Source organism: Amycolatopsis sp. NPDC052450 (genome assembly GCF_044547565.1).
Lineage (GTDB): Bacteria > Actinomycetota > Actinomycetes > Mycobacteriales > Pseudonocardiaceae > Amycolatopsis.
The window spans coordinates 87,309-112,953 of the sequence record NZ_JBIUAQ010000021.1; the positions used below are offsets into that span (position 1 = coordinate 87,309).

The 25,645-nt window shown below is 68.6% G+C and carries 31 protein-coding genes; 8 read left to right on the plus strand and 23 right to left on the minus strand.

Annotation, left to right across the window (positions count from 1 at the left end):
* Positions 1–48 precede the first annotated feature (48 nt).
* The 5 genes from ACIHAO_RS28975 to ACIHAO_RS28995 all read left to right on the plus strand — a co-directional run bounded on the left by ACIHAO_RS28975 (position 49) and on the right by ACIHAO_RS28995 (position 3,777).
* Entirely contained in the window at positions 49–240 is a 192-nt protein-coding gene (locus ACIHAO_RS28975) for a hypothetical protein (protein WP_396563049.1), read from the plus strand.
* Positions 237–695 (plus strand): hypothetical protein, encoded by a 459-nt coding sequence (locus tag ACIHAO_RS28980; protein ID WP_396563051.1) that lies wholly within the window; start codon positions 237–239, stop codon positions 693–695. The genes ACIHAO_RS28975 and ACIHAO_RS28980 overlap by 4 nt, the downstream gene beginning before the upstream one ends.
* On the plus strand, positions 692–1,372 hold the full coding sequence (locus tag ACIHAO_RS28985) for a DUF2637 domain-containing protein (protein WP_396563053.1): 681 nt from the start codon (positions 692–694) through the stop codon (positions 1,370–1,372). The genes ACIHAO_RS28980 and ACIHAO_RS28985 overlap by 4 nt, the downstream gene beginning before the upstream one ends.
* Entirely contained in the window at positions 1,369–3,234 is a 1,866-nt protein-coding gene (locus ACIHAO_RS28990) for an FtsK/SpoIIIE domain-containing protein (RefSeq protein ID WP_396563055.1), read from the plus strand. The genes ACIHAO_RS28985 and ACIHAO_RS28990 overlap by 4 nt, the downstream gene beginning before the upstream one ends.
* A gap of 219 nt (positions 3,235–3,453) precedes the next feature.
* A complete protein-coding gene (locus ACIHAO_RS28995; RefSeq protein WP_396563057.1) occupies positions 3,454–3,777 on the plus strand; it encodes a DUF2510 domain-containing protein in 324 nt (107 codons plus the stop codon).
* Positions 3,778–3,880: 103 nt separating this feature from the next.
* Here ACIHAO_RS28995 and ACIHAO_RS29000 read toward each other — a convergent pair whose 3' ends face one another.
* Together ACIHAO_RS29000 and ACIHAO_RS29005 are read right to left on the minus strand one after the other, a co-directional pair.
* Positions 3,881–4,441, minus strand: coding sequence for an HD family hydrolase (locus tag ACIHAO_RS29000; RefSeq protein WP_396563059.1), 561 nt, complete (start codon positions 4,439–4,441; stop codon positions 3,881–3,883).
* A gap of 11 nt (positions 4,442–4,452) precedes the next feature.
* On the minus strand, positions 4,453–5,514 hold the full coding sequence (locus tag ACIHAO_RS29005) for a helix-turn-helix domain-containing protein (protein ID WP_396563061.1): 1,062 nt from the start codon (positions 5,512–5,514) through the stop codon (positions 4,453–4,455).
* Between the two features lie 553 nt (positions 5,515–6,067).
* On the opposite strand from ACIHAO_RS29005, the gene ACIHAO_RS29010 reads away from it, so the two are divergent.
* Positions 6,068–6,313, plus strand: coding sequence for a hypothetical protein (locus ACIHAO_RS29010; RefSeq protein ID WP_396563063.1), 246 nt, complete (start codon positions 6,068–6,070; stop codon positions 6,311–6,313).
* Between the two features lie 593 nt (positions 6,314–6,906).
* Entirely contained in the window at positions 6,907–7,149 is a 243-nt protein-coding gene (locus ACIHAO_RS29015; protein ID WP_396563065.1) for a hypothetical protein, read from the plus strand.
* Between the two features lie 62 nt (positions 7,150–7,211).
* Here the strand turns inward: ACIHAO_RS29015 and ACIHAO_RS29020 are convergent, their stop codons facing one another.
* The 21 genes from ACIHAO_RS29020 to ACIHAO_RS29120 all read right to left on the minus strand — a co-directional run bounded on the left by ACIHAO_RS29020 (position 7,212) and on the right by ACIHAO_RS29120 (position 25,012).
* A complete protein-coding gene (locus ACIHAO_RS29020) occupies positions 7,212–7,442 on the minus strand; it encodes a hypothetical protein (protein WP_396563067.1) in 231 nt (76 codons plus the stop codon).
* 26 nt (positions 7,443–7,468) lie between these two features.
* The gene (locus ACIHAO_RS29025; RefSeq protein WP_396563069.1) at positions 7,469–8,176 is read right to left on the minus strand and encodes a hypothetical protein; all 708 of its coding nucleotides are present in this window, start codon (positions 8,174–8,176) and stop codon (positions 7,469–7,471) included.
* Positions 8,176–8,511, minus strand: a complete 336-nt coding sequence (locus tag ACIHAO_RS29030) for a hypothetical protein (protein WP_396563071.1) — start codon at positions 8,509–8,511, stop codon at positions 8,176–8,178. The genes ACIHAO_RS29025 and ACIHAO_RS29030 overlap by 1 nt, the downstream gene beginning before the upstream one ends.
* Entirely contained in the window at positions 8,508–8,900 is a 393-nt protein-coding gene (locus tag ACIHAO_RS29035; protein WP_396563073.1) for a hypothetical protein, read from the minus strand. The genes ACIHAO_RS29030 and ACIHAO_RS29035 overlap by 4 nt, the downstream gene beginning before the upstream one ends.
* A 19-nt stretch (positions 8,901–8,919) precedes the next feature.
* A complete protein-coding gene (locus ACIHAO_RS29040; protein WP_396563075.1) occupies positions 8,920–9,609 on the minus strand; it encodes a hypothetical protein in 690 nt (229 codons plus the stop codon).
* Positions 9,610–10,770, minus strand: coding sequence for a hypothetical protein (locus ACIHAO_RS29045; RefSeq protein WP_396563077.1), 1,161 nt, complete (start codon positions 10,768–10,770; stop codon positions 9,610–9,612). It lies immediately after the preceding gene.
* A 1-nt stretch (position 10,771) separates the two neighbouring features.
* Positions 10,772–11,899, minus strand: a complete 1,128-nt coding sequence (locus ACIHAO_RS29050; RefSeq protein WP_396563079.1) for a hypothetical protein — start codon at positions 11,897–11,899, stop codon at positions 10,772–10,774.
* Positions 11,900–11,910: 11 nt separating this feature from the next.
* A complete protein-coding gene (locus tag ACIHAO_RS29055) occupies positions 11,911–12,786 on the minus strand; it encodes a phage distal tail protein (protein ID WP_396563081.1) in 876 nt (291 codons plus the stop codon).
* A gap of 1 nt (position 12,787) precedes the next feature.
* Positions 12,788–16,057: a hypothetical protein gene (locus ACIHAO_RS29060; protein WP_396563083.1), complete on the minus strand. Its 3,270-nt coding sequence runs from the start codon at positions 16,055–16,057 to the stop codon at positions 12,788–12,790.
* Between the two features lie 18 nt (positions 16,058–16,075).
* Entirely contained in the window at positions 16,076–16,429 is a 354-nt protein-coding gene (locus tag ACIHAO_RS29065) for a hypothetical protein (protein WP_396563085.1), read from the minus strand.
* Complete coding sequence (locus tag ACIHAO_RS29070; protein ID WP_396563087.1) at positions 16,429–16,833, minus strand: hypothetical protein; 405 nt, start codon at positions 16,831–16,833, stop codon at positions 16,429–16,431. The genes ACIHAO_RS29065 and ACIHAO_RS29070 overlap by 1 nt, the downstream gene beginning before the upstream one ends.
* A 96-nt stretch (positions 16,834–16,929) precedes the next feature.
* Positions 16,930–17,538 (minus strand): hypothetical protein, encoded by a 609-nt coding sequence (locus tag ACIHAO_RS29075; protein WP_396563089.1) that lies wholly within the window; start codon positions 17,536–17,538, stop codon positions 16,930–16,932.
* A 57-nt stretch (positions 17,539–17,595) separates the two neighbouring features.
* A complete protein-coding gene (locus tag ACIHAO_RS29080; protein WP_396563091.1) occupies positions 17,596–18,057 on the minus strand; it encodes a hypothetical protein in 462 nt (153 codons plus the stop codon).
* Positions 18,057–18,380, minus strand: coding sequence for an HK97 gp10 family phage protein (locus ACIHAO_RS29085; protein ID WP_396563093.1), 324 nt, complete (start codon positions 18,378–18,380; stop codon positions 18,057–18,059). The genes ACIHAO_RS29080 and ACIHAO_RS29085 overlap by 1 nt, the downstream gene beginning before the upstream one ends.
* A gap of 3 nt (positions 18,381–18,383) precedes the next feature.
* Positions 18,384–18,728: a hypothetical protein gene (locus ACIHAO_RS29090; RefSeq protein ID WP_396563095.1), complete on the minus strand. Its 345-nt coding sequence runs from the start codon at positions 18,726–18,728 to the stop codon at positions 18,384–18,386.
* Positions 18,728–19,156 carry a hypothetical protein gene (locus ACIHAO_RS29095; RefSeq protein ID WP_396563097.1) on the minus strand — a complete coding sequence of 143 codons (429 nt, stop codon included), beginning with the start codon at positions 19,154–19,156 and terminating at the stop codon, positions 18,728–18,730. Before ACIHAO_RS29095 ends, ACIHAO_RS29090 begins: the two co-directional genes overlap by 1 nt.
* Positions 19,157–19,219: 63 nt before the next feature.
* Positions 19,220–20,161: a phage major capsid protein gene (locus ACIHAO_RS29100; protein WP_125793142.1), complete on the minus strand. Its 942-nt coding sequence runs from the start codon at positions 20,159–20,161 to the stop codon at positions 19,220–19,222.
* Between the two features lie 110 nt (positions 20,162–20,271).
* Complete coding sequence (locus ACIHAO_RS29105; protein ID WP_396563099.1) at positions 20,272–20,820, minus strand: phage scaffolding protein; 549 nt, start codon at positions 20,818–20,820, stop codon at positions 20,272–20,274.
* A gap of 31 nt (positions 20,821–20,851) precedes the next feature.
* Complete coding sequence (locus ACIHAO_RS29110) at positions 20,852–22,003, minus strand: hypothetical protein (RefSeq protein WP_396563101.1); 1,152 nt, start codon at positions 22,001–22,003, stop codon at positions 20,852–20,854.
* Positions 21,987–23,510, minus strand: a complete 1,524-nt coding sequence (locus ACIHAO_RS29115; RefSeq protein ID WP_396563103.1) for a hypothetical protein — start codon at positions 23,508–23,510, stop codon at positions 21,987–21,989. Before ACIHAO_RS29115 ends, ACIHAO_RS29110 begins: the two co-directional genes overlap by 17 nt.
* Positions 23,507–25,012: a hypothetical protein gene (locus ACIHAO_RS29120; protein WP_396563105.1), complete on the minus strand. Its 1,506-nt coding sequence runs from the start codon at positions 25,010–25,012 to the stop codon at positions 23,507–23,509. Before ACIHAO_RS29120 ends, ACIHAO_RS29115 begins: the two co-directional genes overlap by 4 nt.
* Before the next feature lie 153 nt (positions 25,013–25,165).
* Between ACIHAO_RS29120 and ACIHAO_RS29125 the strand changes: the two genes are divergently transcribed.
* The gene (locus ACIHAO_RS29125; RefSeq protein ID WP_396563107.1) at positions 25,166–25,318 is read left to right on the plus strand and encodes a hypothetical protein; all 153 of its coding nucleotides are present in this window, start codon (positions 25,166–25,168) and stop codon (positions 25,316–25,318) included.
* Positions 25,319–25,645 lie beyond the last annotated feature (327 nt).

Sequence of the window (25,645 nt, forward strand, 5' to 3'; positions counted from 1 at the left end):
GTTCGTCAGGCACATGAGACCTGACGGACCCCGACCCCGGGAGCTTGAATGTCAGGGTTCATGTGGCACGTCACGCCGATCACGGTGCTGGTCAGCGCCGTAGCGGTAATCGTGCTGGTCTTCCTCGGAGTACTACCCGCGCTCGCCGCGCTCGGCGGCATCGTCGCGGGTATGGGCGTCGGCTGGCTCGTCGGCCGCGTCGTGGTCGCGCTCGCCAACCGGGCGGGGGATGCCCGATGAAGCGGGCGGCAGCCGTCGTCGCTGCTCTCCTCGGTCTCGTCGCCCTCATCGTCGTCCTGGCGTTGCTGGCGCTGTGGGCGTCCGGCGCGCTCACCGTCTCCAGCCGCGCCGTCCCACAGCCGACGGACGCGTCGAGCACCGCCGCACCGCCGCCCGCGCCCCGGCACGAAGTCGTCATCTCGATCACCGGCGCGCCCGGCACTCAGTTCCGGGTGCTCGGCGAGGTCTTCGGCGACACCGGCCCGATCGATCTCCCGGCCAGCGGGCGCGACGAGGCGCGCTTCAGCACCGGGAAATCGTCCGGCCAGCTCGACCTCGTCGTGTACGTGGCCGCGCCGATCGGCGACGATGCGGCCAGCTGCACGGTCACCTTCGACGGGCGGGTCATCACCCAGTCCGAACCGGTGCCGCTGGAGAACACGCACACCCTCGCCTGCCGGGTGAGGTCCGCGTGAACGGTTACCGCACGAGCGGCATCGCCTTCGGTGGGCTGGTCGCGTTGGTGGCCGCCGTTGCCTCGTACACGCACATGCGCACGCTGGCGGCGAAGCACGGCGAGGACTGGCTGTCCTGGCTGAGCCCGTTGTCGGTCGACGGTCTCCTGGTGGTCGCCAGCCTGGCGATCCTGCGCGCCCGCCGCGATGGTGGCCGGGCGCCGTGGCTGGCGTGGCTGGCGGTCGTGGTCGGCATCCTGGTGTCGCTGGTGGCGAACGTGGCGGCGGCCGGTCCGGATCTGGCGAGTCGCTTGGTGGCTGCGTGGCCGCCGCTGGCGTTCGCGCTCGCCTTCGAGCTGGTGATGTCGCTCGTCCGCCAGGTCGACGCCAGCCAGACCGAGGCACCTGGCGAGGAGCCACCAGCCTGCCGGGAGCCGCACCAGGAGGCTGGTGACGCTCACCAGGAGCCTGGTGAAAACCTGGTGACCAGCGAAAACCCTCACCAGGATGTGCTCCCGCTGCACACTCGGGTGGCCGACATGCTGGCGGAGGCCGAAGCCGCGGGTCAGCGCCCACCTGGTCGCGTCGCCATCGCCCGCCAGCTCGACGCCAGCGAGCACGAGGTCCGCCAGGTGCTTGCCGAGCTTCGCCATGCGCCGCCCGCCCGGCTGGCGGTCGTTCGCCAGGACGCCCGGTGAGCCGCCGGTACCGCACCCGGCGGCGGTCGCTGATCGGGAAAGCCGCCAGGTGGTTCGCCGGGTGGCTGGTGCGGCGCGCCTGGCGTCACCGGGCCGCCCTGGCGCCGGTCTGGGTGGCCGCCGGGCTCACCATCGCCGGGCTGGTGCTGTTCCTGGTGCCGGGCGCCTGGTGGCTGGTGCCCGCCATCGTCGGCCCGGTGGCCGGCGTCGCGGTCCACGTCTGGGGCGCCCGGTTCGCCCAGCCTCTCCAGCGGGTCCTGGCGTTCTTCGTGCCGGACGGCTTCGACGAGGGACGCAAAGGCGTCCTGGACCGGGAGGTCGAGCGCGCATACCTCGCTGTGCTGCTCGCGGTCGGCGGCGGCTGGATAGCGATCCTGGGCGCGCGCGGACTCTCCACGACAGGCATCTGGCAACTGGGCGGGCTGCTGTTCCTGTTCCTGGCCGCGCCTTGGTGGTGGCACCGCCGTATCCGGCGCACGGGCAGGGGCAACCGGTTCGCCCGCCGCTGGCCGGTCGTCACCGAGGACGTGCTGTCGTTCAGGGGCTCGAAGGTGCTGCCGACCGGGGTGGAGACCATCGCCGGGACGAAGGGCGGCACCGTGCTCGCGGTGAAGCTGGCCTCGGGGAAGACGATCGAGGACGTCGCCTACCGCGCCCCGGCGGTCGGCTCGGTCTTCAACCTGCGCAAGGGCGCGGTCACCATCTCCCCCGGCCGCACCGAGCGGCAGGTGGCGGTGCGCATCCTGCCGCGCGACCCGTGGCAGGCGCGGATCGAGCACCCGCTGATCGCGAACCCGCGCCCGCACTCGCTGGCCGAGTCGTCGCTGCTGCCGATGGGTGTGCTCGACGACGGCCGGGACCAGCTGTTCCAACTGCGGCACCTGGCCGTGGTCGGACAGAACGGCTCGGGGAAGTCGGCATTCCTGGAGTCGCTGCTGGTGTGGCTGCTGTCCAGTGTGGACGCCGCTGTCATCGGGGCGGACATGGCGGCGGGGGCCACGCTCGGCGCCTGGGAGTCCGCGCTAGCGGCGCCGCTGGCGACGACGACCGAGGATGCCGTCCGGCTGCTGGTCGGGCTGGAGCAGGTCGTGCAGTACCGCGAGGGCCTTCTGGCCGACGGCAAGCGTGCGGCCGGTGGCGGCGGGCCGGACGTCCTGGAGGTTTCGCCGGAGATGCCGTGGCTGGTCGCGATCCTGGAAGAGTTCCCCGATCTGGTCGCCGAGGGTGGCGAGCAGGTGGTGAAGCTGGTGGGCCGGATCGCGAAGCGGGCACGGAAGACGAAGACGACGCTCGTGCTGGCGGCGCAGAACTCGACGAAGACCGACATGGGATCGACGGAACTGCGCGCCCAGCTCGGGATGGCCGGGTTCCGGCTGGACTCGCAGCAGTCGAAGACATCGTGGGGCGAGCTACGCGGCCGCGGATACACGTCCGTGGGGCTGCCGACGGGCGTTTTCCTTCTGCACGACCAGGAACACGATGTCCCGCGTCAGTCGAAGGGGTTCTTCGTGACCCCGGCGGAGCGAGCGCGGTTCCTCGCCGGGCTGTCCGGCGCCCGGCTGCTGGATGGCGGGTCGGCGGCGCGGCTGCTCGGTGCCGACGGCGGACCGGTACACGCGGAGGCGGAGCGGATCGAGCGGGAGGACGTGGTGCCGCCGGTCATGCCGACGGTGCCGGTGCAGCGCATGGCCAGCAAGCGCGACCAGGTCGCCGAGCTGCTGAGCGCGGCACCGGCGAGCCCGGCACAGCTACGTGAAGCCACCGGTTTCGCCGACTCGACGATGCGGCGGCTGCTCGCCGAGCTAGAGACCGAGGGGCGGGCGCGGCGCGAGGGCCGGGGGAAGTGGGTCCACGCTGAGTAATCAGCTCATCGAGCGCTCAACGCTCACGCTCAGCCCCATACGCGCAGGCGAGGGCGAGCGTTGAGCGCTCCTTGAGCGTTTGACTGTGACGGAATGTGACACATCTATGTGAAGCAAGCACCACGTGAGCCTGTAACAACCGCGCCTGCCACTGCGACCCCTGTACACGATCACCGAGCAGGAAGGCCCTGACCCATGGGCGTCATACGCAAGTCATTGATGATCAGCACAGGCGGCCTTGTTCGCGGTTCGTCGAAGAAGCAGCGTAGCGCCAAGGCCCAGTTGAAGGAGTTGCGCGAGCAGACAGAACTCGCCAGAGCACAGGCCGCAGCGGCCGGTGTTGAGCAGGCGAAGCCGCTCAGCTTCGGCGATCAGATGCGAGCGAACTGGGGCCTGAGCCCGAAGCAGCAAGTGGAACCCGCTCAACTGCCCGAAGCTCCTGCGGCGCCCGCACCGGGCTGGTACCCGTCCCCGAATCAGGCAGGCCAGATGCAGTGGTGGGACGGCGCACAGTGGACGCCGTCGTACGCGCCGAAGCAGTAGACCTGACGCGAGAAAGTCCCCGCGCGAACCGACAACGCCAGGGACTTTCTCGCGTACAGGGCCACGAAGGTTGCAGTCACCCAGCAGGCGTGAGACGGGCTACTCAGCGGTCCCGCCAGGCCAGTGGGGATAGCGTCGCGGCCGCCTCTGCGATGCGTCGAGCGGTCTCGGTCGAGAGTCCTTTGCTGCCGGAGTCGATCCAACCGGCGACGCGCTCGACCCCGGTATCCCGGTACTCGACGGCTTGGAACAGCATCTCAAGCTTGTCGGCGTCCTTCGCGCACTTCGCTTCGATGGTCTCCCTGGTCTCGTACTCGTCCACCGCAGTCCGGACCAGGTCGCGGGAGACGTCGGGCAGGGCTGCTGTCTGGTCGGCCGTGATCTCTCGCGGCTCGGGCTTGTTCATGTACTTGGCCGCCGTGTGCGGGATGTCCCCGGTTCGGGTCTCCTGCGTGTCGTGCCAGAGCGCGAGGAAAGCGGCGCGTTCCGGGTTCGCGCCTTCCTCGGCGGCGAGCAGCGCCGCGATCTGTGCCGTTCGCAAGCTGTGTTCCGCGATCGACTCAGGATCGCGAACGCCAGCGTGCCACCATCCCGCGCGACGGATGCGTTTGAGCAACCCGAGTTCGTAGGTGAACGCGGCGAGTGCGGTGGGCTCGTCTGGCATGTGAGGCTCTCCTATCGATCGGCGAGGCGCAGAGCGTAGTGAAGACCGGCAACCTGGTCACGTCCGTCGCGGGTCAGCGTATCGGCGGAGGTGACCACCTCCAGCGCCCCGGCAAGTGCGGTACGAGCGGCAGGACTTGTCGTCAGCAGAGCGGGACGACTGGCCACGAGGGTGTGCACGGTGTGCAGGTTGAGCGGTAAGTGCGGTAGGGCCGGGTCGAGGCGGCTCACGAGGTGGTGGAGCAGCCGCACACCAGACCACGCCATGCTGTCGTCGTCGGCCATGAAGGAGTCGTCGGTCTGGTCGTCGTGGAGTTCGCCGATCCAGTGCGCCCAGTAGTTGAGGTTCGCGAGTTCCGCACGCGTCCCGTTGGCGCGCGTGACAAAGTCGTGCAAGTGCGAACCGTCGCCGGTCGAGGCAAGGGCGACGGACGCCGAGCGAGCTTCGAGCAAGCTGGTCACATCGCCGTCTGCGATCGGGCGGCGACCGGCCTTTGCCCATTCACCGCGCAGCCACTCTGCCACCTGCTCGCGCTGGTCGAAGCCGAGAAGATACACCGCTTGTCGCCGCAGCAGCGCTTCCTCGGCGTGAATGCCGCGTTCCGCGACGGTCAGCAGGTGGTCGAAGAACCGGGTTCGCTCATCGGCACCCATCATGGGCCCGGACGCGACAGGTCCACGACGGGGCACTTTCGGCGTGAAGACCTCCAACTCCGGCGGCAAGTGCCCAGTAAACGGCCACGTGATCAGGTTCGTCAGCGTCTTGCGGTGCACGCTCGCCGCCAGCGGATGTACCTCGGGATCGACCCAATCGGCGCCGGCCGAAATCCCGGTCGAGAGGACTAGATCGGCTTCGATCGCCGCGCGCAGATGTCGGCCGGTTGACGACGGCGCGCCGAGCCGGGACAACCGGGCGCACAACCGGACGAACTCTCCGGCGGACATCGCGGACAGCGGACGCCGCCCCGACTCCCACCCCTGAATCGTGCTGCTGTCGACTCCGAGCCGTTCGGCGAGGCGTTCTTGGGTAAGTCCTGCGGACTGGCGCGCGAGCTTGAGCACGTAGCCAGTCACGATGCCCGTTGAACGGGAACCCTGACTCCCAGTCAGTGTTGCCGGTGCTCCGCTCACGGTCGCTCCCGATCTGGACGTTTTCTGTCGAACCGCACCCGTACTCACGGTCCGTTCTTTGTAATCACTAGTGATCGTAGCGTCACTCCACGGGGTTTCGGGATGGCTCTAACCAGCCAGAACACGACGGGAGTGACCAGCATGAGGACAGCTGTCCCGCGAAGTCGACAACACCGCGGGCACTCCGGTGCAACTCGCCGGCAGTGCGTGCCGCAGCCGCGGCAGGCGTCGGTGTCGGCGGCGGCCGGGTACGAATGGCGCCTCTTCGCCGGGACCGAAGCGCACTTGTATCGCCGCGTGCAGCTGGCCCCGGACCTCTGTTGGCCTCCGATGCTGCTTGCGTGGTGCGAGGAAGTGCGCCGGGACCCACTCGGGCACGAGCGGACCGCCATCGGTGAGGACCGGATCGCGGCACCGTCAGCGGCCATTCGATGCACTCGGTGCGGCGGGCTTCTACTCGACGCGAACGCGGTAGCACGCGGCGAAGGGGTGCGCCGTGGACAGGCGTGACCTCGACCTTCTCGCCGGTTTGGCGCGGGTCAACACCGACATCGGCAAGGTCACGCTAGACCTCTTGACCTTGCAGCCCTCGGACGAGCACTACGCGGCCGGACTCCGGAAACTCGGCCGGGATCTCGTGAAGATCGGCGCCGCGCTCGCTCACCGCGCGAACGAGCTCGACGGCGAGGAACCGCCCTCCAAACCGCTCGGACTCGGGGCGTCACCAGCACCACCGACCTAGTCCACCCGGCGCCGCGCCCCCTCTTACTCGCGTGGCGTCGGGTCGCCTGGTCGGCGCGAGGGTCCTCCCCTGCGCGCCGACCAGGTTCCAAACCCCCGCCGTCCTGGTGACAGAGGACGGCGGGCAGCCGGGAGCGGCGCGCGGCGACCTGCTCCCGGCTCTCCCGCCGCGTCTGGGGAATGCACCCGCGGCGGGCGCCGGGGGCGGGCCCCATCCCGCCCCGGCCTTCACCTACAACCCAGAAAGGGCCAGGTAGAGCCGATGCCACGTAACCCCGCAGGGCCAAGCCCTTCACAACCGGGACCGGGCAAGGACCGTCCCACAAAGCCCGCGGACAACCGCCCACCGCCCGTGCCCCCAGCGCCGAAGTTCCCGCCCCCGGACTAGGAGCCAGCGTGCCTAAGAAACGACGGCGCGACCGGCGTAGCTGCCTTGTCGGGGGCCAGATCGGAAACACGGCCTTCGGTAGCGCGGGGAGTCATCCACCGAAACAGCCGACCGGGCCGACCCATCCGGGTGCCGCCTATCGCTCGGCCCGGTTCAGCTGGCCGCCAGCCCCACCAGAACACGACGACGAGGTCTAGAATCAAGCCATGCGGACTGCCCGAGAAATGCGCAGGCTGACGGCAGTATTCCTCGAAGGGGAGCCCGAAGCCCGTTTCCACAGCGGGGACCTCCGACGTGCGGCGAACCTCACCGGTCAACGGCTGTCCGCGTTGCTGGATAAGCTGCATAACCTCGGGTGGGTCGCCGACGGATTCGACGAGTCCTCCCCTGACCGTTTGCCGTACTACATGCTCACCGACATCGGTCGACGCGAACTGACCAGGCCGTAGCGGCCTTCAGACACAGCGAAAGGCCCCACCCTCCGCATGGAGAGTGGGGCCTTTGCTGTCTGTCAGCGCTTCCGGGACGTCTTCGGCTTCTCGCTGCCTTCGGGCTCGCCGTAGGCGGCGACGATCTCAGCTTCGGCCGGGGCGTTCGCCAAGGCAGCCTCGTCGCCCTTGAACTGCTCGACGATACCCGCCTCGGCGGGCATGTCCAGCGGCTTCGGGCCGTTCGCCCACGCGGCGTTGTCCGGGTGGGCGGGGTTGAACTGGGCGCTGGGGTAATACTCCTGCTCGCTCATGGGCGGGCTCCCTTCTTGGATCGGCTTCACGCCTTGGCCGCGATCGCGGTCAGAACGCGGTCGAGCTTCGCCGCCAGTTCGGCCTGTGCCTTCTCGATCGCGGCGAATCGGTTGTCGTGTTCCTGTTTGAAGTCGATGGCGTCCTTGTTCGACTCGCGTAGGAAGTCGACCGGCGTGAGCTTGATGTGCGGGTACTTCTTGGACGAGAAGCCGGGGAATCCGGCCTTGACGTCCTCGGTTCCCGTGAGCTGGCCGTAGATCCGCTTGAGCATGAGCTTTTCGTCGGGAGTCAATTCGTCCTCCTGGTCCGGTGTTCCTCCGAGGTTCCACGCCTGGTCGTCGTCGCCGGTCTCGCCCGCCCTCACGCTCAGGTGAAGGTGCTTGGTGTGCGGGTTGTCGCCGGTGTAGGGCTTCCACCCCACGCCGGGCGTCCAGATTCGGCCGTTCCAGATCACGTACTTGATCCGGACGGCACTGGACGCGATGAGCTGGTCCGCCAGCCACTGGCAGTCGAGGTCCCCGGGATCGTGCGTGAAGTCCCGGGCACACACCTGGCGAGCGCCGTCGCTCCGCTTGTAGGAGTTCGGGTTGTGGTCCGACACGCGTGCGGTGTGGGCCGCGTCCCCGATACCGCCGTCGCTCGCGGTACTCCGGCCCGGCGCCAGCGCGTTCAGCTGCCGCCGGAGAACCTCCAGCGATTCGGCCATGTACCAAGGGAAAGGCCACTGCGCCATCACGGCACCTCCGGCAGATAGAGCGGCGGCGGGTCGACGATCGTGCCGCCGAGCTGACGAAGCTGGTCCACGACCTGCTCGTCCCAGCGGTGATGCACGCGCAGCACGTCGTCGTGACGGCGCTGCGTGGCGCGGACCTCGCGAAGTTCGGTTCGGACCTCCTTCAGGTCTTCACCCAAGTCCTTATTGGACTCGGCGGCCGTCTGGATGAGCACGGCCGCACTGTCGGCGTTGACTTTGCGTGCGTCGGCCCGGCTCTTGACGAGATCGAAGATGGCCTTCGCGACAGCGAGCGCGCCTCCGGAGCCGCCCAGCCAGGTCCACACATCGGTCATCGCAGCGCCGCCTTTCTCGCGCAGGAGATCTGCCACGCCCTCCACGCCGCGGCGATGGCCATCGCGAGCAGGAACAGGCAGAACGCCAGTGCCCGCACGCCGGTCGTGCCGAGGCCCCAGCAGGCGTAGGCGAAACCGACGCCGGCCAAACCGGTGAGCCCGGCGCGTTCGAGCAGCACGCCGCGCACGGTGGCGGCGCGGATGATCCCGGTCAGCGCGATCGAACACGTGATGAGCCCGATGGCGAGGAAGACATGTCCGAATGGCAACGGATAGCCGCGCAAGGTCGTGGTGGCGACCTTCTCGAACATCGACAGCGCCACCGCGCAGTACAGGCCGAACGCCGCGACGATCAGCGTCTCGAACGGATTTCGGGTGCTCGTGATCACGAGTCACCCCCTTTCAGATTCAGACGAGCCAGGGCGACGCGAACGCTTTCGACGTGCCCAGCATCGAGACGGGTGTGACCGCGACGGCCGAGCTGGCGCCACCGGACACAAGGCGCGAGAAGATGTCGACGCCGATGAAGTTGCCGATCGATGTGTCAGGCACCTGCACGGCGTACGGACCGCACGTGGTCAGGACACCGGGCGCGGTCGTCGTGGATGCCGGGGACGTGACGGTCGGGCTGGTCCAGTCCCACCCGGTCACCGAGTCGGTGATCTTCACGTAGCTCTCGACGACCGAGGCCGCTCCCGCACCGCCCCACGAGTTGTTCATGCGCCACTGGGCGAGAAAGCAGCTGTTGAGCTGCTGCGCCTGCCCGGTGTAATAGGAGACGAACGAACCACCGCTGTTGAAGATCAGGCCGGGGTTCGTCGGGTACATCGGCACCTGGATGAACGGCTGCGCGAGCCCGTAACCCACATCCGCGTCCGAGCCGAGCACCAGCTTTCCGGTGCCATCGAAGACCTGCACCACCGCGCTGTCTGCCCCAGCGCGAGGCACCACGGCGAAGTCGACGACACCACCGTGCGAGACGACGAACGGGAACTTCGACGCTCTCGTGTACTCCTCGACGATTCTCCGCAGCTCACGCAGCTCGTTGACGAGAAAGTCCTGCGACTTCGGGCGCTCGATCGGCTGGTTGGCGACCACTCAGGACCCCCTCACCGCTTGGAGCTGGTGCAGCACCTTGTCCCGCTCGGAGGCATTCGACACGCCAAGAATGCGGTAGGAGTACTTGCCATTGCGCAGCCAGTGGTGGTCTTTCACCGAGTAGTCGGCGAAGTGGCCGGGCAGGTACGAGCCGACCCGCGGTTCCGTGTCGGCCAGCACTGTGGCCTGCCACTGCTCGGGTTGCGAGTTGTACAGCGCCACATCGGCGGAGGCCCATCCGTCCAATGTGGCCTGTTCGGATGCCGAGGTGTGGCCGGAGTCGACCATGTCCAGCATCGGCCATCCCGCCGAAGTCAGCGACGTGTCGGTGGCGTAGCCGTAGAGCTGACCGGCCTCGTTCCCGGTGCCCTTGACGAAGGAGCTGTTCGCCTGGTTCGAGCCGTCACCGGCGATGGTGAGTTTCACCAGGTTCGACCGGTAGTCGAACAGCAGCGGCACGCCCGGCTGCACGAGGTATGGATTCCCGATGACCATCCGGTGCCGGATGTAGCGGAGCCCGCCGATCACCGTCAGGTACGGCTGGAACAGAACATCCGGACCGCCGTCAACCTGCGTCAGTTCTTGGAGTCGCTGACCGGCGAACGCCATCTCGTAGCCGTGATAGGTGCGGGTGCTCGTGCCGAGAGGTGTCGGCGTCGGCAGATCCAGCGGCAGCGCCGAGCCCGCCCGATACGTCATCGACGTGGCGTGGTCGGCAATCCCCCGGGCGATGTTCGGCAGGCTGTCGTTGATCGTCAGGTCGGCCGAGGCGTCCGTGATTCGCTTCGCGCCCGGGTTCCACGTCCTGTGGTGCAGCAACCTGCGGTTCAGTAGTTCCCAGAAACCCTTGCCGGACACCGTATGCATGGGCCTGTCGTCGTCCGGCGCGTACGGGATGATCGGCCCGGCCTGGCACACCGTGTCACTCGGAACGCCGCCCCCGCGCACGATCGCGACGGAGAACCGCCACGGCACGCACCACTCCCGTACCTTCGCCGTGCGTTCCTGACCGTGCAGCGGCACGGTGATCTTCCAGCCGCCGACGTCGTTGATCCGGGCGGACCACTCCGGCTCGGCGGTCAGGTCCAGGTCGAACAGGACGCGGCCGGTGACCGTGTCGTAGGCCAGCGCGGTGTACACGCGCTCGGCGACAGTGGCCACATCACACCCCGATGTCTTCCACGAGCACCTCGCGCACGACCGCACCATCCACTGTGTTAGTGCCGGTATTGACCCTGCTCGACAGCCCGAACGTTGCCGTGCCAGTGAAAGTCGCGACCCAGAACACGAACCTCGTCGATGTCCTGTATGACCCGGGTGTCGTGTCGGTCGTCGGCTTGACGACCGTCGATCCGCCCAGCGTGATCGATCCGCCAGCCTGCACCCGGTAGGTGTTGGTCAGGATGTTCCCGCCAGCCTCGGAACGGATGTGGCTGATCCGGTATCGCCGACCGGACACCACGGAACCTGTGGCCACCTCGGCCTGCATCAAGTCGCTGGTCGTGATGTTGGCGGGCGAGCCGGTCGACGAAGTCCCGTAAGCCACCTTGCCGCGCGGAACGCTGTCGCCGAACGCCACTCGCTGCCAGTTCCCCGCGCTGTCGCGCACCTCGAACGTGTCGGTGGCGGGGTTGTAGCGGGTGTCGCCGACGTTGCCCGCGGTGTCGCTGTCGCCTTCCATCAGCGCGCGGGTCGCGCCGATGACGCCGACCGAGCGGCGCAGCCGGGTCAGTGTGATCACGCCGCCGGTGGACACCTGCGCTCGCGCGAGCGGGATACCGATCCCGCCGCCCGTGGTGGGAAAGCTCGTGTAGACGCCGAGGCTGTTCGCCGTGATCGGGTCGACGGGCACAGCGCCTGGCGTGCCGGTGATGATCTCGATCCGGCACGGGTTGCCGTCCGGCGACGTGTCGCCCACCGCCGAGTCGTACCAGCGCATGACGATCAGGTCGTTGCGCGGATTCGTGGCGGGTGCGGGATCGCACGTCACCGACGCCGCCGCGAGAAGCCAGCCCTCGTACGGGCCTTGACCAGACCGGTGCGCTACGGCCGAGCCGGGCGCCACGCTCATCGTCAGCCCGGACGTGACCGTCACCAGCAGGTCGGTGAAGCGGGAGTTCGCCGCGTCCCAGGTTGTCGGCACGACGCCGGAGCGCGTGCCGTTCATCGGGGTCGTGTCGTTGTTCTGGTAGACGCCCTGGAGCAGGGCACGTCCCTGGCGGGCGTTGTTGGCGCGCGAGCCGCCGGGCATCGCGGACCAGAAGCCGGTCGCTGCCGCGTTGGTGGGCATCGGGCCCCCTCTCAGTTGTAGGCGTACTGCCAGGTGGCGGTGACGGTTCCCGCGCCGGTGCCGGAGAACTGGACGGTCACCTGCCCGCCGGGCGGGATCTCGATCCACTGGGCCGAGGCGAGGAACCCGAAGCGGTCGACGCCGTTGAGCGCGACGGAGCGGGTGAACGGGCTGGTGTCGATCACCAGCGTCTGTCCGGCCTCGACGGTGCCGGTGTAGGCGATCACGTCGCCGGTCGCTGGGTTGGTGAACGTCGGGTTCGTCAGCGGTCCGACGATGGTGAAGACCGGCCACGTCGGCGCGGTGCCGAGATTGCTCAGCGACAGCACGCCGCCGTTCCCGCTGCTCCCCCAGTCCAGGCCACCGTTCGCCCAGTCCAGGCCACCGCTACCCCAGTCGAGGCCGTCGGTCGCCGCGCCGCCGACGGTGAACGGCCCGGCCGTCTGCACGGACGTGTCGAGCCAGCGCGGATCGGCGGCGTAGAGCGGCAGCTGCCAGTCGAACCCCTGTGCGTCCGCCCAGCCATCGAGCTTCACCGCGTCCGCGTCCAGCTCGACCAGCAGTTGCCGCGCCGAAAGCCCATCGGACTTCACGAGCGCGAGCTGCGCACCGTCCGGGAACATGCCGAGCAGCCGGTCCCGTGCCGCTACCGCTCCCGCGAAGTCCGGTGCTTGGCACCAGCCCTGCAAGGTGTCGGAGCGCGCCGTTAGGTACGAGCGCGCGCGGTACGCGCCCATCCCGAACGGCCGCTCCGTCACATGCAGCTTGCGGCCCGGACCGCTGTGGAGCGTCTGCGCCGTGACTACCCACCGGCAGCCGAAGTCGTCGTCCACATTGGCCGACCAGTCGCCGATCGAGTACACCGGCAGGATCACCGAGGTAGGCACATCAGCCTCCCCTCATGGCCCAGCCGAGTTCCGCCGAGACCGCCGCGGCTACGGCGTAGGGCTCCATCGCGGCGGTGTGCACGGTGATGTGGTTGGTCACCCCGCCGCCGGCCACCGGTGTGCGGCCCATGCGCGCGTTCGTCTCGTCCAGCAGCCGCTGCGATCGCGCCGAGCGCGGATCGAGCGGGATGTAGGACTCGGGCACGCGCATGTTGTCCCCGACGACGCGCCACGTGTTCGGCGGCACGATCTGCGCCATTGACGACATCGGGGTCAGGCCCTCGAAACCACCGCCCGCGAAGAACTTCAGGATGTTGCCCTGCGCGTTCGGGACCCTCGGCCCGTTCAGGCTGCCGCCCCCGCCACCGCCTGGCGTACCGACGGTGATGGTGCGGATGTAGGCAGTCCGGTCTCGCGCGGCATGGTTGAGCGCTGCCTCGGCCGCCGCCACATCTGCACGGGCATGGGCTTCAGCCCATGTACCGTCGGCCTGCTGCTTCCAGACCCGCACCGCTCCTGTGGCCGGGTTGATGTCGGAGAACGTCCGGGTGATGGCGCCCGTCGCGTCCGTAGTGGCCTTCCACTGCCGTACCGCTCCGGTGGCCGGGTCGGTGCTCGTGTAGGTGGTCGTGTTGCCGACTGTGGCCGTGGTGACGTTCTTCCAGTTCGTCACCGCACTGTCCGCCGGATTCGTGTTGGCGAACACGGTGGCGGTCGCGTCACTGTTCCCGACGTCGTTGAGCAGCTTGGCCGCCGCCGCCTTACCGGGTTCGGTGTCGGCGAAGACCCGGAACGTTCCGTCCGGCAGCTTCACGACCTTCATGTCCAGCTCGCCGAGCGCACGGATCGCCGGGTCGGTCAGCGCCTTGACCGCGATGCCCTTGTTGTCCGGCACAGCGGCGAGCTGTGACCGGATGTCCGTCAGCTGCCGCTGGGTCTCGGCGTCACCTTCGAGGCCCAGTTGCGTGATCACCTTGTCCGGCAACATCCCGTAGTGATCGAGGATCTTCCCGATCTGGGTGTCGTTCAGGCCGAGTTGCTTCAGCTGCGCGGCGAACTCGCCGCGCATGCCGGTGAGCTTGCCCTTGATCTCTTCCACCGGCGTGCCCGCGTCCTTGAGGGACTGGGCGTACGCGGCGAAGTCGGTCGCTCCCTTCTGCACGGTGTCCTGGAGCTTCGACCCCGCGTCGGACACGGTGTTGATCGCGCCGGACGCGTCGACCAGATCCTTCGCATGGCCCGGGATGTTGGCTCCCTTGAAGGATTCCCCGATGCCGCGCAGCCCGTCGTTCCACGCCTGCAACGCTTCCTCGACGCTCGGGGTCTGGCCGGAGAGCCGCAGCATCACGTCGATGATCGCCTGGCCCTTGGCTGCCACGTCTCCGCCGGTCTGGTTCAGCGTCTCGAACGCGGCCTCCAGATCCGCCGACGCGGCCTTCGCCGCGTACATCGCCGGGGACATGCCCCGTGCGGCGATGGATTCGATCTTGCGTAGCCCGGCTTCCAGCTCGGCCGCCTTGCGGGCACCCTCGGCGGACGCCCCGGCCTGCTCGTTGATCGCGCGGACGTTCTTCAACGTCGAGACCAGCTGCGCCTCTTCGGCGTCCGACAACTCCAGCGACGCCATGCGCCGCGCGGTCATCGCGTCGACGGTGTCCTCTGCCGATCCGCCTTCCTTCACGTAGGCGTCCGCCTGGCGCAGGACCATGTCCAGCACGTCGCCACCGACCTGGTGGGACTGGACGAGGTTGGTCAGGTAGCCACGGAAGCTGTCGTTGACGGTCTTGAGCGCGTCCGCCTGGCCGAAGCCAGCCGCCGACACGGTGCCCATCGACACGCCCAGCCGCTCGTTCGAGTGGAACGCGCCCTTGTCCGCCAACGCTTTCAATGCGGTCTGCCGGACGTTCTCCCCGATGACGCCGTTGTCGCGGCGGTACGCCTCGGTCATGTCGTTGACCGCCTGCGTGTGCCGCGCGGCACGCTCGGCAGCTTCGGCCTGCTTCTGCCCGAGGATCGAGAGCAGCAGCCCGAACGCACCCACCGCCAGGGTGGCCGGGGTGAACCCGCCCGCCAGGCCGCCGAGGAAGGTCGTGAACTTGTTCCCCGCGCCCTGCGCGTTGCGGACCTGGTCCCCGATGCCCCGGAACCCGGCGCCGACGTCCACACCGAACCGGTTCGCGATCATCGCCGCCGCAGTCAGTGATCCGGCGAACTGACCGATCCCCGGCGGCAGCATCGACAGCAGCGAAACGAGCAGCCGCAGCATCGACACCGCACCGACACCGGTGTTGGTGAAGCCGCCGAGGAACCCGATCGCCGCCGAACCCTGCGCGGTCATGTCGTTCAGCGCGCCCGTGGCCTGATCGACCAGGACATATAGCGACGACAGCGGGCCCGAGCTTCCGCGTGCGAGGTTCGCGAACAGCGTCCCGAGCCGCGCTTCCAGCAAGGCGACCGTCGAGCCGAGCACGACGAACCCACGCTGCGCGCCTTCGCTGCCCTGTGCGGCGTTCGCGAAGAACAGGCCGAGCCCGGTGCCTGCCTGTGAGGCGAGGCTGTGCAAGCCCTTGAGGGCCGGTTCCGAGGCCTTGACCGCGGTGACCATCCCGGGCATCGCGTTCTCGGCGAAGTCTGTCACCGAACCCGTCAGCTCGCGCACAGCGGGCTTGGAGGCGTTCACCGCGCTGTGGACCTGCGGCGCCAGCCGGTCCCACGCCTGCCCGGCGTGCCCCAGCGCCCCGACGATGTCGTCTTCGAGCGCGCTGCCCATGCTGTTCACGTCGTCGAGGACGCCGTTGGCCATGCGTTTGGCAGCCGCCTGCACCTGGTCCGAGGACGAGGCCGCGTACACGCCGAGTGCGGCGAATCCGCCGGCCACCAGCGCGAGCGACGCCGTCGCCCCGGCCGCGCCAACCGCTGCGGCAGTGGGCAATCCGACCGATAAGCCGAGGAACTTCAAGGCGTCGAACTGCGCGTTGGCACGCCGCGCCGAACGGCTCAGCTCGTCCTCGGCGCCCTTGCCCGCCTTACGCGCGGAGTCGCGCGTGGACTTCTCGTCGACTTCCGGCCGCAGAACCGGCTTCGTCTCCCGCTCGATCTTCTCCTTGATCAGGCGGGTGTTCTTCGGGTCCTTCAACGCCGTGTCGAGCGAAACAGGCTTCTCGCCCTCGATCTTCGCCCGGATGCGCTTCTCGTCGCCGGACGTTTCGTCCTTCAACCGGACTTCGACGTAAGCGCCTGCCAGTTTGAAGTCGCCACCAGGTGCGGTCACCGCGTGCCCCCTCCCCGGTCAGCCGAAGTCGAAGACCCCGGCTTGGTTCACGCCCAGTGGCCCGTATTCGCGGGTCTTGTTCAGCGCCTTCAGCTCGTCGGCGGTGTGCGCACGCACCGGCTCCGGCGGCGCGTCAGCGGCCCGGGTTTCTGCTTGCGGCGCGGGCATTGCGGGCCGCTCGGCGTCGCGGTGCAGGGCGTGGCGCACGGCGCCGTCGTAGAGCGCCAGGCGGACCATGCGCGGCAGGAACACCGACGCGGGCAGCTGGTCCAGCTCGTCGACACGGTGGAACACGGACATGTCGCTGAGCACGTCCTCGATGTGGGCGAAGAACCAGCCCACCGCCGACAGCCGCGCGTGCCAGGCGTCCATCACGCTTTTGGGCCGAGCACCACTTCCGGCAGAATCCGGTCCACCAGCGCGTCAAGCACGGTGCGCATCTTGGACTCGGTGACGGTCTCGCACTCGACCAGCGCGTTCCACGCCTCCGGGGTAAGCAGCTTCTCCGCCGCGAAATGCAGCGACGCCGCGCTGCCCTGTTCCACGGCGATCCTGTACGCCTGCAACGACCACGACGGCGGGACCCGCTTCGGGATCGTGTACGTGACGCCGTCGATGGTGAACAGCGGTTCCCGGTCGGCGATCAGAGCGTCGATTTCGGCCTGCGCTTCGGCGTCGTCGAGCACGACACCGAGATCGGCCTTCGGCTTCGGGGGCGTGCTCTTACGCGGTGCGGTCTTGCGGGTGGTCGTCTTGCGCGGGGCGGATGCGGCCATGACACGGTCCTCCTGACAGGACAAGGAAAAGTGGGGGCAGCCCCGCCCCGCACGCCGTCAGGTGCGCGCGGAACGAGGCTGCGTCTTGGGGGTGGATCAGACTTCTTCTTCGTCGATGACCCGGATCGGGCTGATGGCCTCGGTGACGAAGAACGCCTGGAACTCGGCGGCCAGCGCCTGCTGGTTCGCCTTCTCCCAGTTGAGCGCGGTGTCGCCCGAGGGCAGCGACTTCCGCAAAATCGCACGCCGCTTCAGCGACACCGAGCCGTCCTCGACGTCCGGGCCGAGACCGTCGACCAGCAGCGTCCGGTACGGCGCGCGGTTCGCGGTCTGCCCGGCGTTGAGGTCCGACACCCGGTAGTTCGAACCGGTCGGGCCCGCGGTCATGTTCCACGCGTAGGCGAGGTTCGTCCGCGTCATCTCGGCGAAGTTCACCGTCGCCTTGATGTCGCGGTCGGTCAGCCTCGCGCCGAGCTTGTCGACGAGCTGGTCACCGGTGAGCGGCGTCCACGTCGGACTGATGCTGACGTTCGTGCCGCCGAGCGTGATGCCCGTGTCGTACCAGGCCGACGCGGCCGGGGCGATGTTGATGTCCGCCAGCGCGGGCTCGTAGGACAGCGTCGGGTCGAAAGCGAAACGATAGATGTAGAGCCGGGCAGGCCCCATCACCAGGTTTCCCGGCTGGAGGCCAAAAGTGTCGGCCATGATCACTCCAAAGAGGACTGAGGGCCTTATGGCCCGAAAGGTTGGTGGTCAGTCCCCTCACGGGGTGCTCTTGGCGACCGGAACCCAGTTCAGAACCAGGTCCAGGGCGTACACGGCGTAGTCGCCGAAGTCGCCATACGCCCGCCTCGGCTTCCCGAGGACGTAGGCCGTCTTCACGACGGCGTTCTCACTGCACGCGGTCAGCGGCACGAACCACGGCTCCCGCCGGTAGGTTCCCGCCTGCACGCTCAGCGCGAGGTTGCGCGCCTTGTTCCACGGTGGCGCGTCCGTACCTGGTGTGGTCGCCCACCCGCGCACGTCCATCACCGGCGACTCCAGCCGGAACTCCGGCACCGTCGAACCGCCGGCCACCGCCACGGTCACGAACCCCGATACCGCCCAGGCGCTGGTGTCGCGCGGAAGCGTCTCCCCGACCATCCCGGCCGAGAACCCGACCAGTTGCGCCAGCCAGGCCAGCGTCACCGCCTCGTCCGAGGCGTACAGGAACGGGGCTGTCATCACGCACCCCGCCGTCGGTAGAGCGCCGGACGCAGGTAGGGCTGCGGCGGCACCACGTCGCCGGTGAAGACGGTCTCGCCGTCCGGCCCGGCGTACGCGACCCGGTGGCCTTCCTCGACGTACAAGGCGTAGTTCAGCTCCGAGCCGATCCGGGCGGTGTCACCGTTGATCTCAGCCGACAGCGATTCCCGCAGGTGCCCGGTATCCACTGGAACCAGGCGCTTCGCGTCGTCGAGGACTTCGCCGATCAGGCGGCCGAACAGGTCGCGGACGTCGGTGGTGATCTGCTCCCGCCAGTCCGGGGCCTCGCGGTACTCCGCCACGGCTCACCCCCCGTCGTCGCCGACCCGTTTGAGGTCCAGTTGCACGTCCGGGACACGGCCTGCCGCGCGTGGGCGCGTGACGTTCTGGACCAGGTACAGCACGCCGTGCGTGTCGTCCTTGAGCCGGTCGCCGGTGAGGATGTCCGTCGTGGACGGAAGCGCGGCCTTCGCGACGCGGACCACACGCGCGGTCTGCGTCGCCGGGTCCCAGACCCGGGAGTCGCGCTCCTCGATCGCGGCGAGGACACCGCTGGCCGCCGGAGTGAGGTTGTTCGGCACCGGATCGCCGAAGTCCGACGGCGTGGTGCCCCGGTAGATCGATGCCCGGCACGTCGCCCGTGCCCACATCAGATTGTCCGCCAGGTGCCAGGATCGCCGTCGTCATCGCCGTAGACCTCGCGCGGCCCGTCCGAGGTCTCGCCCGGGGCCCGGACGTGCAGTGAGCCGGAGCCGAGCCAGGACACGCGCCGCAGCGCCTGCGCCGCGTGCGGGGCCAGAGTCAGCCAGGTCTCGGTGCCCTGCGTCGACTGCCCGCCACCGGTGGACGTGATGTCCTGCCGCTCGAACTGGTCAGGCTGCGCGAGCTGCCACGCGGCCTGGTAGGCGATGGCGAGCTTCAACCAGTACTGGTCCCGGGCGCCGATCCGGTCGGCGTCCACCGGCAATCGGCCGACGTAAGTGTCGATCACGGCCTGCGCCGACAGCACCTCGTCTTGGTCGACCGTGACCTTGGCGTAGGTGAGAACGTCGGCCACAGTGGCCCAGGTGTCCGGCATGACGCCCTCCTTCCGAAGATGGGGCCGCGCAACGAAAGTCGCGCGGCCTCATCACGGCATCGGTCAGTTCTTCACCAGCATCGAGAACGCGCCGGGCGCGCCGACCGCGAAGGCCTTGCGGGCACGGAAGTACAGCAGGTTCTCGTCGGTGTCGACGCCGATCCCGGTGTCGGTGTCCTGGAAGTTGACCGCCAGCTCGCCGCCGGTGCGGTGACCGACCTGAAGGAACTGCCGGTTACCGAACACGATGAACGGGAAGCCGGTCGGGGTGGCCGAGCCAGCGGCGGACGTCTTGGCGCCCATCGACCACTGGAGGTCGTAGCCGAACAGCTTCGGCGTGCCGCCCTGGCCACCACCGGCCACGCCCGCGGTCGACTCGTTCAGGATCGGGGCACCGGTGCTGTCCTTGATCCCGCGCAGCACCTGCTTGAACGACGGGTGCGCGATCACCACGGTCTCGGCCTCGTCGAAGAAGTCGCCGACTTCGTACAGGCCGAGCGACGCCGACAGGTTGTCGTAGGTGATCCCGCCGGTGCCCGCCAGCGTCAGGTTCGCGTTCGCGGTGTAGCCGGTGGTCGCGTCGGCCTGGGTGAGGACGTAGTACAGCGAGTCGAAGCCCCACCCGCTGGTGCCCTTCGCCGCCGTGATCCCGAGGGTCACGTTGTCGAACAGCTTCGCGAACGAAGTCCCGGCGTCGCCCGACTTGGTGTCCACGATGGACGCCAGCGAGTCCTCCATGTCCTCGGCCTGCACGACGACCTTGCCGCCGAACTTGTCGGTGTTGAGCAGCACGGAGTCGTTCGGGCTGCTGTCGGCCGGAGCCGAGGTGGAGCGTGCCCACCGGCCGATCACGACGCCACCCGAGCGCGGGGTGTACTTCGTGTTGCTGCCCATCGGCACGGGGTGGCCGAAGCGGAGCACCGCCGAGGACTGCTTGACCTTCTGGATGACGTCGGGGTTGGTCTCGATCGGGATCCAGCCCGCCCCGGTGAAAGCGACAGCCATGATGGCTCTCCTTTTCTGTTGGGATTAAAGGGAAGGTCACCGCTTCCCCATCACGGGTGCGGTTGGACGCCCTCACGGGCTGCTCATGGTTCTGGTGTGGCGGCCTTGGGTTAGCCGCCGTAGCGGGCGGCGATGATCTCGCCCGCGGTCTTCTCGGTGGCGGCGGTGGTCTTGCCGCCGGGAGTCAGCTTGCCGGGACGCGGCCGCTCGCCTTCGCCCTCGGCCTTGAAGAACTCGGGGTACTCGGCCTTGACGCGCTTGACCTCGGCGTCCAGGCCGGTGATCTCGCCCTTGTCGTCGATGTCCAGCTTGGACACGTCGAGCAGGCCAGCCAACGCGGCCACGCGTTCCGTCTTGGCGTCGGCTTCCAGCAGCGCCGACTTCGCCGATGCCTTGATCGCCGTCGGCTTGTAGAGCGCCGTCGCGGCCTCAAGCGCTTCGCGCTTGGCCTTCTCGGCGTCGGTTTCGTTCTTCTGCTCCAGCTCCTTGAGCTTGACGCGGCGGCCAGCGGACTCGGCGTTCACACGCGCGAGTTCGGCCATCTTCGCCTCGTACTCAGCCTTCGTCGGAGGCGTCCACTCGGCCGGAGCGGGCTCAGGGGCCGGAGCCGGTGGGGCTGCGGGCGTCGGGTCCGGCGTAGGGGTGGGGTCGTCAGCCATCTCGGCATCTCCTCGTGTCTGCCCTCACGGGCTATCTGGTGAACCGGCCGCGCTTCACGGCCCGCTCGGCCCGCGTCTTCACCGACGCGGGCACCCGCCACCCAGAGGGCGCGGGCGAGTTCTTGCCGGACCCGATCCGTGCCAGCAGCCGGTCGGCGGCGGCCAGGCGCACGTTCTCCGATTCGGCCGGCAGTGCGTCGCCGCGCAGGATCGACCGCTCGGCCTCGCGCCGGAGCGCCGCCGGAAGGTCGAACGCGGCAGAGGACTGGGCTGCCGCAGCGGCTTTGCGTGCCGCGTCGACCGCCGCCTGGTCGCCGTTCGCCTGTGCGTCCTTGATCGCCTGCGCCCAGTCGTGGGTCACGGCTCGCGCGGCGGCCTCGTCGTGGCCGAGCCAGGGCGAAACCCGGCACCGGCAGTACGGATGCCGGGGCGGCCGCTCCAGCTCGATGTCGACGAGTTCACCGGCGGTGTTGTAGTCCTTCGGCTGGTACGCCTTGGCACCGAAGGTCAGTCGCCAGTCGAAGACGTCGCCGGGATCGACGACCTGGCCGGACAACGCGAGGCACGCCACGCAGGCATCCCGCTCGGCGATCCACAGCAGGCGGCCGCCTATGTGCTCGGCGGCGTCGGCCAGGCCCTCGTTCAGTTCGGCGTTCGTGACCGTGCGCGCGGCCCGCTCGACGATGTTCCCGGCCTGGTCGGCGACGGCCAGTTGCCGGTTGATCGTCTTGAAGCTGCCGCGGTTCAACGCCTCGACGAGGTCAGCGGCTTGTGCCAGCTTCGCCCGCGCCGCCGCCGTGGCTTCGTCAATGTGCCGTCGTGTCTCCTCGCGAAGCCGATTCTCGAGATTTTGCTGTGGAGCACCCGCCTCGATCAGGCCTTGCGAGACGCCGAGTACCCGGGCCCGTTGGGCGAAATCGAGCAGCACGGGTGCCGGGTCGATCTCCACAGCCCGGATACGGGCGGCCAGCTCGGCGGCGTAGGCGTCGAACTCTGCGCCGGACCGCAGGCCGCGTGGCGCGCCGAATCGCTTCGACCACGCCACGTGCGCCCACGAGAGCGCCGCCTTCAACGCCTCCCGTACCGGCCCGGCAGCAGCCAGAACGGCCGCGTCCTCCAGCGCAAGAGCTTCACCGTCGTGCTCGACGATGACCGCCGGAATGACGCTAGCCGGAGCCGTCATCGTCCGCGCCCGTCACGTCGCCGACCAGTTTCGCGACCACCTGCTGAACCGTCGCCTGGTCCATCAGCCCGGCCGCGACCGCCGAAGCGAAGTCGCCGACCGCGTCGCCGAGCTGGGCCAGCAACGCGATCCGCTGCGGCAGGCCACCGTCACCGTCCTCCATCCACCGCTTCACGTCGTCGGGCTTGTAGCCCAGCTCCGTCAGCGACTGATCGACCGGCACGCCGATCTCCTGCTTCTGCTTGGCCAGCGCCAGCTTCGTGCTCTCGTCCGTCGACTCGATCGGCGCCCACGCCAACGTCACCGGCGCGTCGTCGTGGCCGAGGATCTTCAGCACGAACTGGTAGAACGCCCGCCATGTCGGATCGAAGGCGGTCTTCCGGCGGCCGGACTTGTTGTCCAGCGGCTCGTTCGCCGTTTTCAGCGACTCGCCACTGGGGATCTGGCCGGTGCGGTCGAACAGGTGTAGCGGCGTCTTCGACACCACCGACCCCTCACGCAGGTACGCCGCGCGAGGGTCGAGGAACACGGCCGCGGTGGTCGGCTCCAGCTGCTTGACGTCGCGGTAGCCCTCCAGATCCCACACCGATCCGGGCTCGCTGGAGAGCTTCGACTTCCGGTCGCCGGTCGTCGAGCTGGTTCGCTGGCCGTCCGGGCTCGCGAGGAACTCATCCTCGTCGAGGTCGTCGATCGGTGAAGGACCGGGCTTTCCCGCGTCACGCAAGGCGACTCGCTGCGGCAGCGTATTGAAGTCCACGCCCGCCATGTGCGAGATCTCCAGCTTCAACAGCTTGTTCTGTGTGCCGATGAAGCACTTGTGCTCCGGCGTGCCGTACTCGCCGGGCAGACCGGTGCCATGGAAGTGGAACACCGGGAAGCCGTAGGGGTTCTCCTCGACGGCGTCGCGGTCGTCGGCCTCGTACGGCTGGAAGTCTCCGGCCCGACTCGACCGTGCGCCCCGGGAGATGTAGTGCTCGATCCGGTCGTCGTAGAGCAGATCCACACGAACGCGCTTCGCACCCAGTGGCGTCTTCACGGTCCACTTCTGGATCGCGACACGCGGCGTGCCCGGCTGGTCCTCGTCGTAGAGCACCCGCATCGCCTTCGGCGAGTGCACGGAGATCAAGACCTTGCCGGGGACGGGCTCGCCTGCCGCGTCGAGCACGGGCCAGGCGGACAGGTAGCTGTCGCCGAGCTGGAGAGCCCGGCGCATCACCGCCGGCCGAACCAACGCCATGTTGTTGGCCTCGTCGACGTCGGCGATCAGCTGCGTGCGCGCCTCGGTGTCGCTGGTGATCGCTTCGATGGTCAGCTTGTCCGCGACCGCGTCGATCACAACGTCGCCCATCAAGGTCTCGAAGCTGACGCCCTGGTTGCGCAGCAGACGCCGCACCCGGCGAGAGGTGAACACCTCTTCCACTGGTCCGTCGGAGTACGCCTTCGCCGTGTCGTAGCCGTCCTCGGCGCCGCGCATCGCCTCCAGGGCGTCATCGAGATCGCTGGTCATGCCGCCCCCTCACGCACGCTCGCCCGCTGCGGCGGGGCATCGGTCTTCAAGAACACCTCGACCCCGGTGCCGACGGCGTCGACGAGGTCGTCGTGCGCGTCGAGCGGGAACTTCAACATCTGGGCTTCGAGGCGGTGCAAACGCTTCTCGTGGAAGACCCGGCTGCGCTGGTACTTCGCCAGCAGCGACCCGGCCCGGACTTCCTTCGGCCGGTCCTGGTGGACGGTGCGGACTTGGACCGGCAGGTCGTGCAGGATCGCCAGCCACGTGTCGCCGCCCTGGTTGGTCTCGACGACCACGCCCGTGATGTCCGGGTATTCGTTCAAGATCTCCAGCACGCGCAGGCGCAGCTTCTCCCCCGGCGGGATCTTCACCTGCTGGGCGAACCGGACCACGCACACGCGGTCCGGGCCCGGCAGCGTCGCGCCGATCACCGCCAAGGCGGTGAAGTCGCTCTTCGCCTTCGTCGTCACGGCCGGGTCGATCGACAGCAGCTGTCGAACGATCGGCAGGTCCGCGCGGTAGGTGAAGTCATCACCGGACCAGAACGCGGTGTCCGCGGCCATCGGGTCGTTGCGCATCTGCGACTGGAAGGACCGGGTGTGGCGGACCGTGTTGATCCACGCCATCGTCCAGCGCTCGGGCCACAGGCTGCGCTCGGTGCCGTCCTCGCCGGTCTGGATGACGTCGTAGTAGCGCGGCGTGAACCGCTCGTCGTCGACGTAGTCCGGGTACTGCTCGCCGCGTTGCTTCGCCGCGATGTCGTCGATGATCGCGCCGGGAATGGCGACGGTGCCCGCCATCGTCACCGACGCCAAGTTGTTCATGGGCAGGATGCCCGACGTGATCGTCTTGAGCCGGGATTCCTTCTGCGTCGGGCTGTAGTTGCCTTCGGTGCCCTCGACGTCGTCCAGGATCAGGTGATCCGGCCGTCGGGTGCCGATCTTCAAGCCGAGCACCTGCGAGTCGATGCCGCGCGCGGTGAACACGAACCCCGAGGCCGCGACGTACATGTGCTGCGAGTCCGACACCGTCGTGCCGGACGGCCGCCGGGCCGGGGTGCACAACTTCGGGAAGTCCGACCGCAGCAGCGCGTTGCTCTCCAGCTCGCGCTTGAAGCTGCCGAGGTGATCCGTGGCCTGGGTGTCGCTGTTCGCGAAGGCGGCGATGAACTTGCGATGCCCGTGCGCGGCGAGCCACATCGGGATGATCAAGAACCACCATGTCGACTTGCCGAGGCCGCGCGGCGCGATGATCGCGTCCCGCAGGTCGCCGGGCTCGAAGGTACTGATCGGCGCGACGTAGCGCTGAGCCAGCTCGCACCATTCGAGGTGGGCTTCGCTGAACGAGATGTCGTTCCCGGTCTCTTGGCTCCTCAAATGGTGTGGCAGGTAGAGCACGGCGAACAGCAGCGGATCCAGCTCGGTCAGGACCCGGCGGCCCTCGGGCAGCGCCAGCAGCCTCTCGTCGAGGCCGGCCAGGTGGGAGTCGAGATCGAACATCGCTCACCTGCCCATGCCCTGTGCGGAACGCCACAGTGATTGGCCGAAATTCCGTAGTCCTGTCGAACCGCGGTTCTCAGCAGCCAATACGCGCAGAAGCGGGCAACGCTCCTGCGGCGCTCAGCGCCCGGCTCGGCTCACTCAGGGGCAGCAATGTCGGACAACAGGATCGGCCTGGCGATCATCGCCAGCTACATCTCCACCGTCGGGTTCATCATCGGCAGGTCTTACCCCGTGACCGCGATCGCGTTCATGGGCGTGGCGACCATCCTCGTCGCCGTGATCGTCGCTCACCTGGAGGAATGACGTGATGCCCTGCCGTCCGGACAACCCGCGGGTGCCGGACGGCAGGGCATTCGCGCCCTCCACGTCCCGCTCGTGCGCGAGCCTGGGCTGAGGGCCCTCCCTGGTTCCACCAAGGAAACTACGGAAACGCGTAACGCTCCAAGCGAGACCGGCGACCTACGTGCACCAGATCAACAAGGAGCGATCGCATGGCCGTCGAAGTCCACACCGGAAGCAACCGAACCGAACTACACACTGACGCCCACGACTTTCGCGTAAGCGGAACCGACGGGCACCTGCGCTTGTACTCCGGTGATGCAGACCGCGAGAGTTCGAAGGTGATCGCGG

What these genes read in the sequence shown, in the direction of transcription:
- ACIHAO_RS29115 (WP_396563103.1), bottom strand. Translation starts at nt 23,510, where the DNA reads ATGACCAGCGATCTCGATGACGCCCTGGAGGCGATGCGCGGCGCCGAG.
- ACIHAO_RS29065 (WP_396563085.1), bottom strand. Translation starts at nt 16,429, where the DNA reads ATGGACGCCTGGCACGCGCGGCTGTCGGCGGTGGGCTGGTTCTTCGCC.
- ACIHAO_RS29120 (WP_396563105.1), bottom strand. Translation starts at nt 25,012, where the DNA reads ATGTTCGATCTCGACTCCCACCTGGCCGGCCTCGACGAGAGGCTGCTG.
- ACIHAO_RS29015 (WP_396563065.1), top strand. Translation starts at nt 6,907, where the DNA reads ATGCGGACTGCCCGAGAAATGCGCAGGCTGACGGCAGTATTCCTCGAA.
- ACIHAO_RS29090 (WP_396563095.1), bottom strand. Translation starts at nt 18,728, where the DNA reads ATGTGGGCACGGGCGACGTGCCGGGCATCGATCTACCGGGGCACCACG.
- ACIHAO_RS29105 (WP_396563099.1), bottom strand. Translation starts at nt 20,820, where the DNA reads ATGGCTGACGACCCCACCCCTACGCCGGACCCGACGCCCGCAGCCCCA.
- ACIHAO_RS28980 (WP_396563051.1), top strand. Translation starts at nt 237, where the DNA reads ATGAAGCGGGCGGCAGCCGTCGTCGCTGCTCTCCTCGGTCTCGTCGCC.
- ACIHAO_RS29100 (WP_125793142.1), bottom strand. Translation starts at nt 20,161, where the DNA reads ATGGCTGTCGCTTTCACCGGGGCGGGCTGGATCCCGATCGAGACCAAC.
- ACIHAO_RS29070 (WP_396563087.1), bottom strand. Translation starts at nt 16,833, where the DNA reads ATGGCCGCATCCGCCCCGCGCAAGACGACCACCCGCAAGACCGCACCG.
- ACIHAO_RS28995 (WP_396563057.1), top strand. Translation starts at nt 3,454, where the DNA reads ATGATCAGCACAGGCGGCCTTGTTCGCGGTTCGTCGAAGAAGCAGCGT.
- ACIHAO_RS29050 (WP_396563079.1), bottom strand. Translation starts at nt 11,899, where the DNA reads ATGCCCACCAACGCGGCAGCGACCGGCTTCTGGTCCGCGATGCCCGGC.
- ACIHAO_RS29020 (WP_396563067.1), bottom strand. Translation starts at nt 7,442, where the DNA reads ATGAGCGAGCAGGAGTATTACCCCAGCGCCCAGTTCAACCCCGCCCAC.
- ACIHAO_RS29075 (WP_396563089.1), bottom strand. Translation starts at nt 17,538, where the DNA reads ATGGCCGACACTTTTGGCCTCCAGCCGGGAAACCTGGTGATGGGGCCT.
- ACIHAO_RS29125 (WP_396563107.1), top strand. Translation starts at nt 25,166, where the DNA reads ATGTCGGACAACAGGATCGGCCTGGCGATCATCGCCAGCTACATCTCC.
- ACIHAO_RS29110 (WP_396563101.1), bottom strand. Translation starts at nt 22,003, where the DNA reads ATGACGGCTCCGGCTAGCGTCATTCCGGCGGTCATCGTCGAGCACGAC.
- ACIHAO_RS29025 (WP_396563069.1), bottom strand. Translation starts at nt 8,176, where the DNA reads ATGGCGCAGTGGCCTTTCCCTTGGTACATGGCCGAATCGCTGGAGGTT.
- ACIHAO_RS29000 (WP_396563059.1), bottom strand. Translation starts at nt 4,441, where the DNA reads ATGCCAGACGAGCCCACCGCACTCGCCGCGTTCACCTACGAACTCGGG.
- ACIHAO_RS29095 (WP_396563097.1), bottom strand. Translation starts at nt 19,156, where the DNA reads ATGCCGGACACCTGGGCCACTGTGGCCGACGTTCTCACCTACGCCAAG.
- ACIHAO_RS29080 (WP_396563091.1), bottom strand. Translation starts at nt 18,057, where the DNA reads ATGACAGCCCCGTTCCTGTACGCCTCGGACGAGGCGGTGACGCTGGCC.
- ACIHAO_RS28975 (WP_396563049.1), top strand. Translation starts at nt 49, where the DNA reads ATGTCAGGGTTCATGTGGCACGTCACGCCGATCACGGTGCTGGTCAGC.
- ACIHAO_RS29030 (WP_396563071.1), bottom strand. Translation starts at nt 8,511, where the DNA reads ATGACCGATGTGTGGACCTGGCTGGGCGGCTCCGGAGGCGCGCTCGCT.